A 16,880-nucleotide genomic window follows, 5' to 3' on the forward strand; every position below is an offset into this window, starting at 1 on the left:
CAGCAAAAGGGGGGTGCTATTTTCGCAGAAACAGGCCGTTAGCACATGACTTTAGTGCCTTGATCCCGCGCCGACATTCAGGGCAGATAGGCTTCGACCTGGACGCGCAGGCGGACTTCGTCGCCGATGAAGGGGATGCCGTTGTTCAGGCCGAATTCCGAGCGGTGCAGCACGCCGACCGCATCGGCGCCGCAGCCGCGCTTGCGGCTGGCCAGATTGAGGCCGCATTTGAAGCGGCTGACTTCGAGGCGTAGCGGGCGGCTTTCGCCGAGCATGACGAGGACGCCGTCGACGGCGCTGAGTTTTTCGTCGGTGAAAATCAGCTTCTGGCTACGGAAGAAAATGTAGGGGAAGTCCTGAGCCTTGAACCAGTCGTCGCCGCGCAGCACGTCGTCGCGCAATTCAAAGCCGGTGTCGAGCGAGGCGGTTTCGATGCTGATGTCGATGCGGCCGGTTTTCGTCTCGGCATCGAATTCGACGACGCCGCTGCTGCGGTTGAACTGGCCGCGCTGCGTCGAAAAGCCGAGGTGGTCGACTTCGAAGCTGGCGTAGGTGTGTGCCGGGTCGATGGTGTATTCGGCGGCATCGGCCGGGGCCAGGAGTACGGCAAAAAGGAGGACGATGATGCGGTTCACGGTGATTCCCACGGTCAACTGGAAAAAAGGGCCAAAATTGAAATGACGATGGCGTTGAGACCGTGCCGCTGCTGAGCCGTTCCATTGATTTCGCGGTAGCATCGCTGCCCATGCGGCATGCCCTCCTCTTCTCCGTCTTTGTCATCGCCTCCTGCGGGCTGGCCTACGAGCTGATCGCCGGTGCCCTGTCGTCCTACTTGCTCGGCGATTCGGTGACGCAGTTCTCGACGGTGATCGGTACCTACCTGTTCGCCATGGGCGCCGGCTCGTGGTTGTCGAAATACATTACACGCGACCTGATCGGGCGTTTCATCCAGATCGAACTGATGGTCGGGCTGCTCGGCGGCTTTTCGGCGATCGGGCTGTTCCTCGTTTTCACCTGGCTGGGCGGGCCGTTCAAGCTGGTGCTCTACCTCGCGGTGTTCGGCGTCGGCGTGCTCGTCGGTCTCGAAATCCCGTTGGTCATGCGTATCCTGAAGCGCGAACTGGCCTTCAAGGACCTCGTGTCGCAAGTGCTCACTTTCGATTATCTCGGCGCGCTGGCGGTCTCCATTCTCTTTCCGCTGGTGTTGGCGCCGCAGATCGGCATGGTGCGCACGGGGCTGTTGTTTGGCGTGCTCAACGTCGCCGTGGCGCTCTGGGCGCTGCATCTGTTCCGCGACCAACTGCCGTCGCGGCGTTGGCTTGCCGTGCAGAGCTGGACGGTCTTCGGCCTGCTCGCCGCCGGTTTTGCCGGGGCCGGGCAACTGACGACCATCGCCGAAACCCACCTCTACGCCGACGACATCATTCACGCCGAAACGACGCCCTACCAGCGTCTTGTCGTTACGCGCTGGCGCGACGATCTGCGCCTGTTCATCAACAACAACCTGCAGTTTTCATCGCACGACGAATACCGCTACCACGAGGCGCTGGTTCATCCCGGTCTGGCCAGCCTGCCAGGGGCGAAGCGGGTTCTGGTGCTCGGTGGCGGCGATGGGCTGGCGGTACGCGAAATCCTCAAGTACCCGAATGTCGAATCAGTAACGCTGGTCGATCTCGACCCGGCGATGACCAATCTGTTCTCGAAGGCCCCGGCCCTCGTTGCGCTCAACGAAGGGGCGCTGAGTTCGCCCAAGGTAACGGTGGTCAACGCCGACGCCCTGCAGTGGCTGGAGGAAAGCCGCGAATATTTCGATTTCGTTGTCGTCGATTTTCCCGATCCGGCCAATTACGCGCTTGGCAAGCTCTACACCTCGGCCTTCTACCGCCTGCTCGAAAAACGCCTGTCGGCCCGTGGGCTGATCGTCGTCCAATCAACCTCGCCGCTCTACGCCCGGCAATCGTACTGGTGCGTCGTGACGACGCTGGAAAGTGTCGGTTTCAAGACGGCGCCGTACCACGCGCTGGTCCCGTCCTTCGGCGAATGGGGCTACATCGTCGCCGGCCGGCAGGAATTCACCATTCCCACGGTCGACCGGAAAAAAACGCGATTTTTAACTTCGGAAATCCTCCCCGGCCTGTTCGAATTCCCGGCCGACATGGCGCGCCTGCCGGCCGAGGTCAATCAGTTGAACAATCAGGTATTGGTGCGCACCTTCGAAGACGAGTGGCGCAAAGTCATTCGCTAGCTGGCGTGCGTTGCCTGATGCGCCTTGAGGTAGGCTACCGTGTCGTCAAACGGCATCGGCCGACTGAACAGGTAGCCTTGCAGGATGTCGCAGCCGAGCCCGGCAAGAAAGTCGCGCTGGGCCTCGGTTTCGACGCCCTCGGCGACCAGCTCGAGACCCAGGCTGTGGCCCAGCGCAATCGTTGCCGTACAAATGGCGGCGTCGTTGACGTCGGTTTCGATATCCGTGACGAAAGAGCGGTCGAGCTTGAGGCGCTTGATCGGCAGGTGCTTGAGGTAAGCCAGTGACGAGTAGCCCGTGCCGAAATCGTCGATGGCCAGAACGATGCCCATGGCGGCCAGCTGGTCGAGGATGGACAGGGTCATTTCGGGGTTTTCCATCGCCGTGCTCTCGGTCACTTCGAGCTCGATGTCCTCGGGGGACAGGTCGTAGCAGGCCAGCGCGCCACGGACCAGAAGCAGCAGGTTTTCATGGCGCAACTGCTGGGCCGAAATGTTGATGGCAACGCGGATGCTGTCGATGCCCTGCTGTTTCATGACGCGAATCTGCCGGCAGGTTTCCCAGATCACCCAGTCGCCGAGCGGCTGGATCAAACCGGTTTCTTCAGCGATGCAGATGAAGCGCATCGGTGAAACCTGGCCGAATTTCGCATTGTTCCAGCGCAGCAAGGCCTCGACGCCAAGGACGCGACCGCTGACTGTTTCGATCTGCGGCTGGAAGTGCAGCGAAAACTCGCTGCGCGTAGGCGAAATGGCGGCAATCGCCTGGCGCAGCTCATTTTCCATGGCCAGGCGTTCGCCCGCTGCCTCGTTCATCCGGGCGGTGTAGAACTGGTGATTGTTGCGACCGGCACTTTTCGCGTGGTACATCGCCGTGTCGGCGTTGCGCAACAGCGTGCCGGGATCGCCACCGTCGATCGGATAGAGGCTGATGCCGATGCTCGGCGTGGCGTACAGGACGTGATCGGCGATCCGGTAACTGTCGGCCAGGTTGCTCTGAATCTTGCTGGCGACGCGGGCGGCGGTCAGCGGTGATTCGATGTCGGGCAGGACGACGACGAATTCGTCGCCGCCGATGCGTGCCACGAGATCGCTGGCGCGCACGCATTCACGCAGGCGCAGGGCGACATTCTGGAGCAACTGGTCGCCAACTTGATGGCCCAGCGTGTCGTTGATGTTCTTGAAATTGTCGAGGTCAATCAGCATCAGGGCCAGCTGATGATTCTCCCGCTGGCAACTGCGCAGCGACTGCGCGAGCTGCGACTCGAAGGCCAGCCGGTTAGGCAGATTGGTCAGCGGATCGTGATAGGCCAAGTAGGCCAGGCGGTCGGCGACTTCATGGTTGGCGTCAATTTCACTGAAATTGGCGACATAGTTACGGATGCTGCCATCGGTGTTGCGCAGTACCGAAATCTTCAGCGCGCGCGGATAGTTGGCGCCATCCTTCTGCTTGTTCCAGATCTCGCCCTCCCAGTAATCCCGAGTCTCCAGCGCTTGCCACATCGCCGCATAAAATTCGGGAGTAGCCCGGCCGGAAGACAGAATCCGCGGATTCTGCCCGATCAACTCCTCCGGCGAATAGCCGCTCAACCGGCACAGGGCGCTGTTCACCGCAACAATCAGGTTCTGCCCGTCCGTCACCAGCATGCCTTCATTGCTCTGCTCGAAGGCACACAGAAAGACCTTTCCGGACAGGAGATCGTTGTCCGGCGGGGGCAGGCTGCTGGCTGCTGCGTTGGCGCTGGTCATAGAGTCATTCAGACTGTATATGAGATTATTCTAATCTTCTCGTCAGACGTTAAACAGGAAATTCAGTACATCGCCATCCTTGACGATGTATTCCTTCCCTTCGGCCCGCATCTTGCCTGCTTCCTTTGCGCCGGCTTCACCCTTGTAGGCAATGAAATCGTCAAAGGCGATGGTCTGGGCACGGATGAAGCCGCGCTCGAAGTCAGTGTGGATGACGCCTGCCGCCTGCGGTGCGGTGTCGCCCTGGTGGATGGTCCAGGCGCGTACTTCCTTGACGCCGGCGGTGAAGTAGGTGGCCAGACCAAGCAGCTTGTAGCCGGCGTGGATCAGGCGGTCGAGGCCGGGTTCTTCAAGGCCGAGATCGGCCAGGAACATCTGTTTTTCCTCGTCGTCGAGGTCGGCAATTTCAGCTTCGATGGCGGCACAGACGGAAACGACTTCCGCCTTCTCGGCAGCGGCATGGGCGCGCACGGCGTCGAGCAGCGGATTGTTCTCGAAGCCGTTCTCGGCCACGTTGGCGACATAGAGTACCGGCTTGGCAGTGATCAGGCAGAAAGGCTTGAGCAGTGCCAGCTCCTCCTTGGAAAAGTCGAGGCCACGCACGGCCTTGGCCTGGTCGAGCTGGGCAAAGCATTTTTCCAGTACGGCCACCAGAATCTTGGCTTCCTTGTCGCCGGAACTGGCCGGGCGGCGGTAGCGATTAAGCGCCTTTTCGACGGTGGCCATGTCGGCCAGCGCCAGTTCGGTATCGATGACTTCGATGTCGCGGATAGGATCGACGCCGCCGGAGACGTGGATCACGTTGTCGTCGGCAAAGCAGCGCACGACGTGCACGACGGCATCGGTTTCGCGGATGTTGGCGAGGAACTGGTTGCCCAGGCCTTCACCCTTGGAGGCCCCGGCGACCAGGCCGGCGATATCGACGAATTCGACGATGGCGTACTGCATGCGTTGCGGTTTGACGATCGCGGCCAATTGAGCCATGCGCTTGTCCGGCACTTCAACGATGCCGACATTCGGCTCAATGGTGCAGAAGGGGTAGTTTTCCGCCGCGATGCCCGACTTGGTCAGGGCGTTGAAGAGGGTGGATTTGCCGACGTTGGGCAGGCCGACGATGCCGCATTTGAGGGACATGGGTTTTTTCCTTAGACGGCTTTGCCGTGCAACTGTTGTTGAGCGCCGGCAAAGTCTCCGGCGGCGAGTTTGGGCCAGGCCAGCAGGCAGCGGGCGAGGGCATGTTCGATATCCGGCAGTTCTTCCTTGCGCGGCTGGTGCAGCACGAAATCAACCACCTCCTGCGACAAACCAAGTGTGCGCGGGTGGCCGATGCCGAGGCGCAGGCGCCAGAAATCCGGCGTGCCGAGCCTGGCCTGGATATCCTTCAGACCATTGTGGCCGCCGTTGCCGCCACCCTGCTTGAGGCGGATGCCACCGGGCGGCAGGTCGAGTTCGTCGTGGATGACGAGAATCTCTTCCGGCGGAATCTTGTAGAAATTGGCCAGCGCAGCCACCGACTGACCGGAACGGTTCATGAAGGTGCTCGGTTGCAGCAGCCAGGTTTCGCCGACGCGTCCCGCCTTGCCATAGAACTTGGCTTGCGGGGTGAGCGACACCTTCAGCTTGTCGGCCAGATGGTCGACAAACCAGAAGCCGACGTTGTGTCGGGTCGCTTCGTATTCCGGGCCGGGGTTGCCGAGGCCAACGATCAGGCGGGGTGGGTTCATGGGCTATAAGTGCGAAAAAGCCGCCGGCGGCATGATGCCAGCGGCGGCCATTACTGCATGATGCCGAAATTACGCGGCAGCAGCTTCGCCTTCAGCCGCATCGGTAGCGCCAACCTTGCCGGCAACGATACCGACGACGACGTCGTCAGTAGCGTGGGCAACCAGCTTGACGCCGTTCGGCAGCTTGAGCTGGGAGAGGTGGATGCTGTCGCCGACATTCAGGGCGGACAGGTCGACTTCGACGAACTCAGGCAGATCCTTGGCCAGGCAATGCACGTCGACTTCGGTGATGACGTGGTTGACCAGGCCGCCGTTGAGCTTGACACCTGGGCCAACTTCTTCGTTGGTGAAGTGCAGCGGCACCTTGATGTGCAGTTCGTGCGTGGCATCAACGCGCTGGAAGTCGATGTGCAGAACCAGCGGACGGTAGGCGTGCATCTGGTAATCGCGCAGCAGAACCTGCTCTTTTTTGCCATCAACGACGAGGTTGATGACGGAAGAATGGAAAGCTTCCTTCTTCAGCTTGAGCAGCAGGTCGTTATGGACGACTTCGATGGCTTGCGGGGTGGCTTCGCCACCGTAAACAATACCCGGGACGGTGCCAGCGCGACGCAGGCGGCGGCTCGCACCCGTTCCCTGCAGCGTACGCGCTTGGGCGATAAGTTCAAATTGCATGGTGATACTCCAATAGTTTTCCCGGTCCGCGACCAGAACGGGAAGGTTAAAAAAACTTAATCGATGAACAGCGACGAGACGGAGTCGTCGTTGCTGATCCGGCGAATGGTTTCGGCCATGATCTCGGCCACGGAAAGCTGGCGGATGCGCGGGCAGGCTGCGGCATCGTCGCGCAACGGAATGGTATCGGTGACAACCAGAGCGTCGAGGTCGGAGTCATTGACCCGCTCGATTGCCGGGCCGGACAGCACCGGGTGGGTACAGTAGGCAACGACCTTCTTGGCGCCATTGGCCTTGAGTGCGGTGGCCGCCTTGCACAGGGTGCCGGCGGTGTCGACCATGTCGTCCATGATGATGCAGGTGCGGCCGTCTACTTCACCGATGATGTTCATCACTTCGGAAACGTTGGCCTTCGGACGGCGCTTGTCGATGATCGCCAGGTCGCATTCAAGGCGCTTGGCCAGGGAGCGGGCGCGGACGACGCCACCGTGGTCGGGGGAAACGACCAGCGGGTTTTCATAATGCTGCTTGCGGATATCGTCGAGCAGGATGGGCAGGGCGTAGATGTTATCGACCGGAATGTCGAAGAAGCCCTGAATCTGTTCGGCGTGCAGGTCCATGGTCAGTACGCGATCGACGCCGGAGGCGACGAGCATGTTGGCGACCAGCTTGGCGGCGATCGGCACGCGTGAGGAGCGCGAGCGGCGATCCTGGCGGGCGTAGCCGAAGTACGGGATGGTGGCGGTGATGCGGCCGGCCGAAGCGCGTTTCAGCGAATCGACGATGACCAGCAGTTCCATCAGGTTGTCGTTGCAGGGGGCGCAGGTTGATTGCAGCACGAAGATGTCGCGACCGCGAACGTGTTCCTGCAACTCGACGCTGACTTCGCCGTCGGAGAAGCGCCCGACATTGGCGCGGCCAAGGTCGACGTTGAGTTCGTTGGCGACGGCTGCGGCCAGTTTTGGATTGGCGTTGCCAGTGAAGACCATCAAGCTGTTGTAGGCCATTCCCACATTCCTCCGGACCTTCTGCATGCTTACGTGCATTTGCCCGCCACAATGAAAATCGGGCAGGCTTGTGACCTGCCCGAAGGAAATTTGGCTGGGGAAGAAGGATTCGAACCTTCGAATGCCGGAATCAAAATCCGGTGCCTTGACCAACTTGGCGACTCCCCAGCGGGTTGCTCGAACGGGTTCGCGTCCGAGCGAGGCGCGAATAATACAGTAGCTCTTTGTGGAAATCCAGCCCTTTAGCGAATTTTTGCCAGCGGGTGTTCAGTCAGGCCATCGGCGATCCAGCCCCGCATGCCGGCCGGAAGGCAGGCGAGAAGGGCTTCGGCCTCGCTGCGTCGGGGGAAACCGGCAAAAACGCAGGCGCCGGAGCCGGTCATCATGGCGTGGGGGGCACGGCCCTTGAGCCAGGCGAGATGTTCGGCGACGGCCGGGAATTTGGCACTGGCGACCGCTTCGAGATCGTTGTGGCCTTGCCCGTGCTGCCAGTCTGTCGGGCGAATGGCCGCGGTGTCGCGCTTCAGTTCGGGGGCGCTGAAAATGGCCGCAGTCGGGACGTGGACCGCAGGATGCAGAACCAGGTAGCTTTCCGGCGGCAGATCGACGTCGGTAAAGGCCTCGCCAACGCCTTCGGCAAAGGTGTTGCGACCATGCACGAAGACTGGGACGTCGGCGCCGAGGGCGAGACCGATTTTCTCCAGCGCTGGTCGGCTGAGGCCGGTTTGCCACAGATGGTTGAGTCCGAGGAGTACGGTGGCGGCATCGGATGAGCCGCCGCCGAGGCCGCCACCCATTGGCAATCGCTTGTTGAGATGGATTGTCGCGCCTTGCCGGCACCCCGTCGCCTCCTGTAGCAGGCGGGCAGCACGGACGGTCAGGTCACTGTCGGCCGGAACGCCGGGAATGGGCGTGGCGAGAACGATTTCACCAGCGTCGCGCGGTGCGAAACGTAGCGTGTCGGCGCGGTCGATGAAGCGAAACACGGTTTGCAGCAGGTGGTAACCGTCGGCCCGCCGGCCGACAACGTGCAGGAACAGATTGAGCTTGGCCGGGGCGGGCCAGGCGCTGGCCCAGGTCCACTCGCTCATGGGGCGTCCTTCCATTCCTCGATGCGCAGGCGCAGTTCTATTTCGCCGTTGCGCGACAGGGTCAGGCGGCTGGGCAGGGCGTCTGGATTGTCGTCTTCAAAGGCGTAGTCGACTTGCCAGCCGTCTTCGTTCAGCCTGGCTGGTCGACCTTGGGCGTCTGACTCGATGCGGGCGTTGTCGCCGGAGCGGCCGAGCAGCCAGGCGGGCATGCGGCTGACCGGCAGACGCTGGCCGGTGACATCTTCGATCAAGGCATCGGGGTCAGTTGATTCGCGGGTCTTGCCTTCGGCCGTGCGCAGGCGGGAAATTTCTGGTGTCGTTTCGATTTCGGCCAGTCCGTAGCCGAGCGGGCTGGAGAGCAGCACGCGGTCGCTGCGGTTCTGGTGCGTCCAGGTCAGGCGGCCGCCCGAGTTTTGGACGGCCTGGCCGGGCAGCGTGATACGCAGCGCGAAGCGGCCTTCCAGTGTGAAGTTGCGGATGTTGTCACGGGCGGCCAGTGGCGCCGGCGGCACACTGGTGCAGGCGGCCAGCAGGCTGGTCGCGAGCAGCAGGAGGAAACCCGATTTCAAGGCAGGAGTTTCTTGATGATGCCGGTCAGGACTTCGTTTTCCGGATGCGCCTTGAGGGCATCATTGAGGATGCGGCGGGCGTCGTCCTTGCGATTCATTGTCCACAGCACTTCGCCAAGATGCGCGGCGATTTCCGGGTCGGCCTTGATGCGATAGGCGTTTTCCAGTGTTTTCAGGGATTCCGCCAGCTTGCCCTGGCGGTAGAGCACCCAGCCCATGCTGTCCATGATGAAGGGGTCTTCCGGCGTCAGGCTGAGCGCTTTGGCAATCAGGTCGAAGGCTTCCGGTAGCCGGGTGTTGCGTTCGGCCAGGGAGTAGCCGAGCGCGTTCAGGGCGTGGGCATGGTCCGGTTTGATGCTGAGCAGGTGCTTGATGTGAATTTCAAGAATTTCCGGTTTGCCGATGCGCTCGGCGGTCAGCGCCGCTTCGTAGAGCAGTTCGGGGTTGTCCGGCTGGGCTGTCAACGCAAGGTCGAGAACAATGTAGGCGTCGTTGTGGCGGCCGGCTTCGCGCAGAATCTGCGATTCGGCGAGGATCAGCTGGGTCCGTTCGTCCGCCGTGCCGCCGCGCGTGTTGTGCAGCAGTTCGCGGGCTTCATTGGGCTTGCCTTGTTGCAGGAGGATTTGGGCCAGCCGGGAGCGGGCAGCGATGTATTGCTGGCCGGCGGTGACCTGACGGTAATGCTCGGCGGCCGCTTCCGGTTTCTTTTGTTCCTGATCGAGTTGGCCGAGGAAGAAGTGGATGGTGCTCTTGTCGGCGAAATCGGTGGTCAGCAGATGTTCGAGCTGGCTGCGTCCGGTCGTCATGTCGCCTTGCTGCAGGGCGAGCATGGCCACCGGGTAGATGACGTCCGGGTTGTCCGGGTTGTCCTTGATCAGGCGGTCGAAATGACGGCGTGCCTCGTCGTAGCGTTTTTCGGTGATGAGCAGGCGGGCCAGCGCCAGACGAGCGTCACGGGCGTTCGGGTTGGCGCCGACGAAAGTGCTCAGGCTGTCGATGGCGGTCTGGGCAGATAGGCGGGTCTGCAATTGGGCGCGGGCCAGGGCGGCGCTTTCCCAGTCGGGACGAAGCTGCAGGGTCTTCTCGGTTTCGTTGAGGGCGCGCAGGTTGTCGTTGGCGTTGGCAGCCGCTTGGGCCATGGCAAAATGGGCTTCGGGCAGGTCGTCGTAGGGGGCGGCAACGCGGTCGACCAGGGACTGAACGGCTTTCTTGTCCTCGTGCCGGGCGAGCATGCGGTTGAGGTGCATCAGGTTGTTGCCGAGATTGGCCTTGTCCTGTTCGAGCAGGGTCACCAGTTGCGGCGCGAGTTCGTCGAGGCGGTTGGAGAGAATCAACAGCGTGGACTGGGATTGCCTGGCTTTTGCGGAATCGGGTTCGACTTCCAGCCATAGTCTGGAAAGTTCGAGGGCGCGGTCGAACTGACGGGCGAAGCCGGCAACTTCGGTGGCCCGGGCGACGACTTTCGGGTCACGGGTGCGCTGGGCAAGATCGGCCCATGCGTCGGAGCCGAGCTTTGTATCGCCACGCTGCAAGGCGAATTCGCCAACCAGCGCCTGGAAAACGGTGCGGGCGAGCAGGTCTTCGGAGGCAGCTTGGGTGTTTACACGCTTGCCGGCTGGTTTGGCAGTGGCTTCGCCGGCGGCCAGACTGTATCCGCCATGGGTCAGACCCAGGGCGAGGGTGAGGGCGGCAGCGATTCGCTTCAGTTGCATGGACGGCTTTCGATCGAGGTTTGCGCGATGGTCGCGCGAGAATTGCTTATTGGAACGCATAGAATCCGATAAGTTTGTGATGTTATTTGGGTTTGCCCGGAGGAACAAGCAATGCCGGAATTGCCGGAGGTCGAGGTTTGTCGTCGTGGATTGGCGCCGGAGCTGGAAGGTGCGCTGATCGAAGGTGTGGTTATTCGTGCGCCGAAGCTGCGGCACGAGATTCCGCGGGCCTTGAGCGAACTGTTGCCTGGTTGCCGTATTCTGGCTGTGCGCCGGCGCGGCAAGTACCTGTTGGTCGATTGTCAGCGCCCAGGCGTTGCGGGGACCCTGATCATTCATCTCGGGATGTCGGGCAACCTGCGCTTCGTGCCGCGCGACCAGCCGCCGGCCAAGCACGATCATTTCGATCTGGTGCTGGCCGGGCAGAGTTTGCGTCTGGCCGACCCGCGTCGTTTCGGCGTCGTCCTCTGGCAGCCGGGGCCACCCGAGGCAGCTGAGCTGCATCCCTTGCTAGCGACGCAGGGGATCGAGCCCTTGTCGGACGATTTCACGGTCAACTGGATTTTTTCGTCAATTTCGAAACGCAGCGGGCCGATCAAACCGACCTTGATGGACAGTCATCTGGTCGTTGGCATCGGCAATATTTATGCCTCGGAGAGCCTGTTTCGCGCCGGAATTTCGCCGCTGCGGGCCGCCAACCGGATCAGCCGGGCGCGCTATGAAGTGCTCGTGGCGGCCATTCGCGAAACCCTGTCGGACGCCATTGCGGCTGGCGGCAGCAGCATTCGTGACTACGTGCACAGCGACGGCAGTGCCGGCTGGTTCCAGATCCAGGCTGGCGTCTATGACCGGGCCGGGCAACCCTGTCTGCGCTGCGGTGGCATGGTTAGACAAATTCGCCAAGCCGGGCGGAGTACATACTACTGTGCTGGCTGTCAGCATTAAAATGGCTCTGCAAGTCTATGTATTTATGCTAAATTGAAGTTTCCGATTGCCCCGGGAAGGATGCCGTATGTCGCTCGCCAACCAATTTGCCGCCTATACCGCCTGGCGTTCTCGCCTGGCTACTTACATTGCCGAACTCCAGGGCTGGCTGAGCACCAACGAACTTTCCGACGCCCAGAGCGATCTGCGCCTGACGCAACTGCTCGAAAGATTGCGTGAAGACCGCTTGAACGTGGCTTTTGTCGCCGAGTTCTCGCGCGGCAAGTCGGAGTTGATCAACGCCATTTTCTTCGCTGACTACGGCAACCGGATGCTGCCCTCGTCGGCCGGCCGGACGACCATGTGTCCGACCGAATTGCTCTTCGACGGCAACAAGCTGCCATGCATCGAATTGTTGCCGATCCAGACACGGGCCTCGAATTCCAGTGTCAGCGAATACAAGCGCTTTGCCGACGAGTGGACGAAAATTTCGCTCGATACCGAATCTCCGGAAGCCATGCAGGATGCCCTTCGCCACGTCAGCGAAACGACTCGGGTGACGCCGGACGAGGCGGGGCGTCTCGGTTTTGAAGTCGGCCAGGGGCAGATCGACCTCTATGTGATTGGTGAGGACGGGATGGTCGAAGTGCCGCGCTGGCGTCATGCGATGATCAATTTCCCGCATCCGCTGCTCAAGCAGGGGCTGGTCATTCTCGATACGCCGGGCCTCAATGCGATTGGTGCCGAGCCGGAGCTGACCCTGTCCCTGCTGCCGAATGCCCATGCCGTGCTGTTCATTCTGGCGGCCGATACCGGTGTTACGCAATCCGATCTGGCCATCTGGCGCGAGCACATTTGCGGCGGCGGCATGGCCCAGCGTGGCCGCATGGTCGTCCTCAACAAGATCGACGGCCAGTGGGATGAATTGAAATCGACCGAGGAAATCGACGCCGAAATCCAGCGTCAGGCCGAAAGCAGTGCGGCCATTCTCGACTTGCCGGTCAGCCAGATTTTCCCCGTTTCGGCACAGAAGGGTCTGGTCGCCAAGATCAACGGTGACCAGGAGCTGCTCGAAAAGAGTCGTCTGCCCCTGCTCGAAGCGGCGCTCTCGGAGGAACTGATCCCGGCCAAGCGCGACATCGTCTGCGAGAGTACCGAAAGCGAGTTCGGCGATGTCAGCCAGCGCGTACGCAGCCTGCTGGACACGCGCCTGCTTGGCCTGCGCGAGCAACTGACCGAACTGACCGAGCTGCGCGGCAAGAACAAGGGCGTCGTCGAATACATGATGGGCAAGGTGCGGGCGGAAAAGGACGAATTTGAGTCCGGGCTGCAGCGCTACTATGCCGTGCGCAGCGTTTTTTCAACGCTGACCAATAACCTGTTCAGCCATCTCGGCCTCGACGTTCTGCGTCAATTGACCCACGAAACGCGCGAAACCATGCTCGACGCGGCTTTTTCCAAGACCTTGTCCGATGCGATGGCCCGTTTCTTTGCCGGGTCGCGCGATGCGCTGGCCAAGTCGAATAGCGAAATCAGCGAAATTCTGGCGATGATGGAGTCGGTGTACAAGAAATTTGCCATCGAGCATGGCCTCAAACTCGGCTCGCCGACGACTTTCTCGCTACTCCGCTACGAGAAGGAACTCGATCGCCTGCAAGCGTGGTGCGACGACCATCTCAATACGATGGTCAGCCTGCTCACCCACGACAAGAAGAACATTACGCAGAAATTCTTCGAGGAGGTGGCCACCCAGGTGCGCCGCGCCTTCGAGCACGCCAACCGCGATGCCGAGGTCTGGTTGCGCGCCATCATGGCGCCGATGGAAACGCAGGTTCGCGAGCATCAGATCCAGCTCAAGCGTCGCCTCGAAAGCATCAAGCGCATTCACCAGGCAACCGATACGCTGGAAGACCGGATCATCGAGCTCGATGGCGTCGAGAGTAACCTGATGCAACAGATCGAGGCGCTGGAGGAAATTGTCGGCCGCGTCCAGGACATGCTGGTGCCGCTCGACACATCCCGGCAACTGGAAGCGGCGTAAGCCTCAGCCGGGGTGACGGTTGACGGTGCTTCCCACGGTCAACCGGGAAAAACGGCCAAAACTGAAAATAAAAAACCCGCGAAATTCGCGGGTTTTTTATGGGGCGCCAAAAAAACTCAGGCGCGCTTGTTGCCAGTCAGTTTTTCGTATTTCACCCACAGCATCTCTTCGGTTTCAACGTGGTTCGGATCCTTGGGGATGCAATCCACCGGGCAGACCTGAACGCACTGCGGTTCGTCGTAGTGGCCGACGCACTCGGTGCACTTGTTCGGGTCGATGACGTAAATTTCCTCGCCCTGGGAGATCGCCTCGTTAGGGCACTCCGGTTCGCACACATCGCAGTTGATGCACTCGTCGGTAATAATCAGAGACATAGCTGTTGTTCCTCTCTCGGTTAAGCTGTGGTTTTCGCCCGCAGGCGCTTTTCGACACAAGGTTGCACAAATTTGCTGACATCGCCACCCAGGCGCGCAATTTCACGCACCATGGTAGCGGAGATAAACATGTATTGCTCACCCGGGGTCAGAAACACTGTTTCGACCTCCGGATAGACGCTGCGGTTCATTCCGGCCATCTGAAATTCGTACTCGAAGTCGGAGACCGCGCGCAGGCCGCGGACGACGACCTTGGCTTCCTTTTCGTGCACGAAGTTCATGAGCAGCGAGTTGAAGCCGACGATTTCGACATTCTTGAGGTCGCCAAGAATCTCGGAGGCCATCTCGACACGCTCGGCCAGCGGGAAGCGTGGTTGCTTCGACGGGCTCTCGGCGATGGCCAGGATCAGTTTGTCGAACAACGTTGAGGCGCGACGGACGAGATCCTCGTGGCCCCGGGTAATCGGGTCGAAAGTGCCCGGGTAGATCGCTACGCGATGATTGAGTTTGTTCAAGCTGGATTCCCGCCGATGTCTCGCCGCAACAAGTGATAATGGACTTCGCCCGCCCTGCCGTGACGCACTGTACGCCAATCGCCAAGCGATTCGATGTTGGATTCTGCTTCGACGTAGATCACTGTGTCTTCTTTCGATACGCCAGGAAGGAGTGGCTCCAGGCGGGAAATCCAGCCTTTTTTGTAGGGTGGATCGAGGAAGATCAGGTCGAATTTTGATGTCGTCGAGGACAAATATTGTATCGCATCCGCGCGAACGATCTCCATCGCCGCCGGTTTCTGCAGCATTTCGTGGTTTTCACGCAACGCGGCCAGGACTTTGGGCGCCTGTTCGACCATCACGACGCGCGCCGCGCCGCGCGATGCGGCTTCGAAGCCGAGGGCGCCGCTGCCAGCGAACAGGTCGAGGCAGTGTCGGCCATCCAGTTCCTGACCCAGCCAGTTGAACAGCGTTTCGCGCACGCGGTCCGGCGTCGGGCGCAGGCCCTCGCTGTCAGGAAACTTCAGGACGCGGCGGCGATAGTCGCCGCCGATGATGCGGACCGAGTTCAAGATTCAGTCAGCCGCCACCGTCACCGTGATCAGGTTATCCGGCCGGACGCGGCGGGCAAAAGCCTGGCGGATGTCGTCGGTCGTCACCGCCTGCACCTTGGTTTGGTATTGGTCGAGGTAGTCGAGCGGCAAGCCGTAAAAGCCGATGTTGGCGACGTTGTCGAGAATCTTCTTGTTGCTGTCCAGGCGCAGCGGGAAGCTGCCGGTCAGGTTGGCCTTGGCAGCCGCCAGCTCTTCCTCGGTCGGGCCATCCTTGAGGAAGCCGGTGAGCACTTCACGCGTCACCTTGAGCGCATCCTTGGCCTGTGAGCGCTTGGTTTGCAGGCCGATCTGGAAAGGGCCGGTCTGCTTGAGCGGGGCGAAATAGCTGTAAACACTGTAGGCGTAGCCGCGTTTGTCGCGGACTTCCTTCATGAGCCGCGAGACGAAGCCGCCGCCGCCCAGCGTGTAGTTGCCGACGAGCAGCGGAAAGAAATCCGGATTGCCGCGTTCGATGGCCGGCAGGCCGATATAGACGTGGGCCTGGCTGGCCGGGTGGGGTAGATTGGTATGGCTCCATTTTGGCAAATCGGGCGCATCCGGCAGCGTCGCCGCCTTGCCTTTGGGCAGTTCGGCGGCGATGGCTTCGGCGATCTTCTCGGCGTCGGCACGGGAAAGGTCGCCGACCAGCGTGATGCTGGCGTTGGCGGCGTTGTAGTAGCGGGCATGGAAGGCGGCTAGATCGTCGCGGTTGAGGGCGGCGACGCTTTCCGGCGTGGCCTGGCGGCCGTACGGGTGGTTCGGGTACATGGTGGCCCAGAAGGCCTTGCCGGCGATGCTGTCGGGACGGGTCATCGCTTCCTTGAGGCCGGCAATGGTGCGCGCCTTTTCACGGTCGAAAATGGCGGCATCGAAGCGCGGAGCGTGCAGCACGGCCTTCAAGATGGTCAGCGCCGGCTCCAGCTTGTCCTTGGCCGACAGGGTGCGCAGCGAGACGTTGGCGCGGTCGGTGTCGGCACCGCCGGCCAGGCTGGCGCCGATGTCGGCCATCTGTTCGGCAATGGCGGTTTCATCGAACTTGCCGGCACCGAGGTCGAGGGCGCCACGGGTCAGCGCGGCAAGGCCGGATTTTCCTGTCGGGTCGAACATCGAACCGGCGGCGAAATCGACCTGCACGTCGAGCATCGGCAAGACGCGGCTTTCGACAAAATAGACGCGGGCGCCGGAGGGCGAGACCCAGTGCTCGATCTTGACGCCGGCCAAGGCGACTTGCGAGATGAGCAGGGCGATTGCTGCGGTCAACAGTCTTTTCATGCCAAAAACTCCAATAGTTTCGGTTGCCAGGCGAGCAGCAGGGCGAGGCCGGCGACCAGCGCTGTCGCGCCAAGGCCCCAGGCAAGGAAGCGAACGAGGCGGCGGTTGGCGTCAATCTGGGCGACCAACAGGGTGTTCTGCTCGCTCAGTGCCTGAATCAATTCGCCGGAGGCCAGTATCTGGGTGCGCAATTTGCGCTGAACGGTTTCCAAGGAGGTCAGTCGCGTCGCGACATCAGCATCGGGGGGCACGACCGGGTCAGCGTCGACGACGGACCCGTCGCCATTCTTGCGGCCCATGCCTTTCCACAGTTTTTTCGCCCCATCGGCGATGATCGGCGCTTTGCCGAGCACGTCGCTCCACGGCACATTGCTCAGGATGGTCATCCACGGTAAAGCCATGATCTTCCCG

General features: G+C 61.3%; 17 protein-coding genes and 1 tRNA gene. 3 read left to right on the top strand and 15 right to left on the bottom strand.

What is annotated here, in order from left to right:
* Positions 1 to 77: 77 nt before the first annotated feature.
* Positions 78 to 635: a YceI family protein gene (locus AC07TV_RS02840; protein ID WP_494646886.1), complete on the bottom strand. Its 558-nt coding sequence runs from the start codon at positions 633 to 635 to the stop codon at positions 78 to 80.
* A 110-nt stretch (positions 636 to 745) separates the two neighbouring features.
* Between AC07TV_RS02840 and AC07TV_RS02845 the strand changes: the two genes are divergently transcribed.
* The gene (locus tag AC07TV_RS02845; protein WP_494646887.1) at positions 746 to 2,245 is read left to right on the top strand and encodes a polyamine aminopropyltransferase; all 1,500 of its coding nucleotides are present in this window, start codon (positions 746 to 748) and stop codon (positions 2,243 to 2,245) included.
* Here AC07TV_RS02845 and AC07TV_RS02850 read toward each other — a convergent pair.
* The 9 genes from AC07TV_RS02850 to AC07TV_RS02890 form a co-directional block, all read right to left on the bottom strand.
* Positions 2,242 to 3,993 (bottom strand): putative bifunctional diguanylate cyclase/phosphodiesterase, encoded by a 1,752-nt coding sequence (locus AC07TV_RS02850; RefSeq protein ID WP_494646888.1) that lies wholly within the window; start codon positions 3,991 to 3,993, stop codon positions 2,242 to 2,244. The two genes, AC07TV_RS02845 and AC07TV_RS02850, sit on opposite strands and share 4 nt — an antisense overlap.
* Before the next feature lie 42 nt (positions 3,994 to 4,035).
* Complete coding sequence (ychF, locus tag AC07TV_RS02855) at positions 4,036 to 5,127, bottom strand: redox-regulated ATPase YchF (protein ID WP_494646889.1); 1,092 nt, start codon at positions 5,125 to 5,127, stop codon at positions 4,036 to 4,038.
* 11 nt (positions 5,128 to 5,138) lie between these two features.
* Positions 5,139 to 5,717, bottom strand: a complete 579-nt coding sequence (gene pth / locus AC07TV_RS02860) for an aminoacyl-tRNA hydrolase (RefSeq protein ID WP_494646890.1) — start codon at positions 5,715 to 5,717, stop codon at positions 5,139 to 5,141.
* Between the two features lie 69 nt (positions 5,718 to 5,786).
* Positions 5,787 to 6,392, bottom strand: a complete 606-nt coding sequence (locus tag AC07TV_RS02865; RefSeq protein WP_494646891.1) for a 50S ribosomal protein L25/general stress protein Ctc — start codon at positions 6,390 to 6,392, stop codon at positions 5,787 to 5,789.
* A 56-nt stretch (positions 6,393 to 6,448) separates the two neighbouring features.
* Positions 6,449 to 7,399 carry a ribose-phosphate pyrophosphokinase gene (locus AC07TV_RS02870; RefSeq protein WP_494646892.1) on the bottom strand — a complete coding sequence of 317 codons (951 nt, stop codon included), beginning with the start codon at positions 7,397 to 7,399 and terminating at the stop codon, positions 6,449 to 6,451.
* A gap of 91 nt (positions 7,400 to 7,490) precedes the next feature.
* Positions 7,491 to 7,567, bottom strand: a tRNA-Gln gene (locus AC07TV_RS02875).
* 74 nt (positions 7,568 to 7,641) lie between these two features.
* On the bottom strand, positions 7,642 to 8,490 hold the full coding sequence (gene ispE, locus AC07TV_RS02880) for a 4-(cytidine 5'-diphospho)-2-C-methyl-D-erythritol kinase (protein WP_494646893.1): 849 nt from the start codon (positions 8,488 to 8,490) through the stop codon (positions 7,642 to 7,644).
* Positions 8,487 to 9,059, bottom strand: a complete 573-nt coding sequence (gene lolB / locus AC07TV_RS02885; RefSeq protein WP_494646894.1) for a lipoprotein insertase outer membrane protein LolB — start codon at positions 9,057 to 9,059, stop codon at positions 8,487 to 8,489. The genes ispE and lolB overlap by 4 nt, the downstream gene beginning before the upstream one ends.
* Positions 9,056 to 10,771, bottom strand: a complete 1,716-nt coding sequence (locus AC07TV_RS02890; protein ID WP_494646895.1) for a tetratricopeptide repeat protein — start codon at positions 10,769 to 10,771, stop codon at positions 9,056 to 9,058. The genes lolB and AC07TV_RS02890 overlap by 4 nt, the downstream gene beginning before the upstream one ends.
* A gap of 111 nt (positions 10,772 to 10,882) precedes the next feature.
* Between AC07TV_RS02890 and mutM the strand changes: the two genes are divergently transcribed.
* Together mutM and AC07TV_RS02900 are read left to right on the top strand one after the other, a co-directional pair.
* Entirely contained in the window at positions 10,883 to 11,716 is an 834-nt protein-coding gene (gene mutM / locus AC07TV_RS02895; protein WP_494646896.1) for a bifunctional DNA-formamidopyrimidine glycosylase/DNA-(apurinic or apyrimidinic site) lyase, read from the top strand.
* 67 nt (positions 11,717 to 11,783) lie between these two features.
* Positions 11,784 to 13,736 (top strand): dynamin family protein, encoded by a 1,953-nt coding sequence (locus AC07TV_RS02900; protein ID WP_494646897.1) that lies wholly within the window; start codon positions 11,784 to 11,786, stop codon positions 13,734 to 13,736.
* Positions 13,737 to 13,852: 116 nt separating this feature from the next.
* Here the strand turns inward: AC07TV_RS02900 and AC07TV_RS02905 are convergent, their stop codons facing one another.
* Genes AC07TV_RS02905 through AC07TV_RS02925 form a run of 5 tightly spaced genes read right to left on the bottom strand, consistent with a single transcriptional unit; the run spans position 13,853 to position 16,870 of the window.
* Positions 13,853 to 14,110, bottom strand: a complete 258-nt coding sequence (locus AC07TV_RS02905; protein WP_494646898.1) for a YfhL family 4Fe-4S dicluster ferredoxin — start codon at positions 14,108 to 14,110, stop codon at positions 13,853 to 13,855.
* Between the two features lie 20 nt (positions 14,111 to 14,130).
* Positions 14,131 to 14,625, bottom strand: coding sequence for a pantetheine-phosphate adenylyltransferase (gene coaD, locus AC07TV_RS02910; RefSeq protein WP_494646899.1), 495 nt, complete (start codon positions 14,623 to 14,625; stop codon positions 14,131 to 14,133).
* Entirely contained in the window at positions 14,622 to 15,176 is a 555-nt protein-coding gene (gene rsmD, locus AC07TV_RS02915) for a 16S rRNA (guanine(966)-N(2))-methyltransferase RsmD (RefSeq protein ID WP_494646900.1), read from the bottom strand. Before rsmD ends, coaD begins: the two co-directional genes overlap by 4 nt.
* Before the next feature lie 3 nt (positions 15,177 to 15,179).
* Entirely contained in the window at positions 15,180 to 16,469 is a 1,290-nt protein-coding gene (locus tag AC07TV_RS02920; protein WP_494646901.1) for a M16 family metallopeptidase, read from the bottom strand.
* A complete protein-coding gene (locus tag AC07TV_RS02925; protein WP_494646902.1) occupies positions 16,466 to 16,870 on the bottom strand; it encodes a hypothetical protein in 405 nt (134 codons plus the stop codon). Before AC07TV_RS02925 ends, AC07TV_RS02920 begins: the two co-directional genes overlap by 4 nt.
* Positions 16,871 to 16,880: the final 10 nt, after the last annotated feature.

Source organism: Azonexus sp. GW821-FHT04F04 (genome assembly GCF_059420025.1).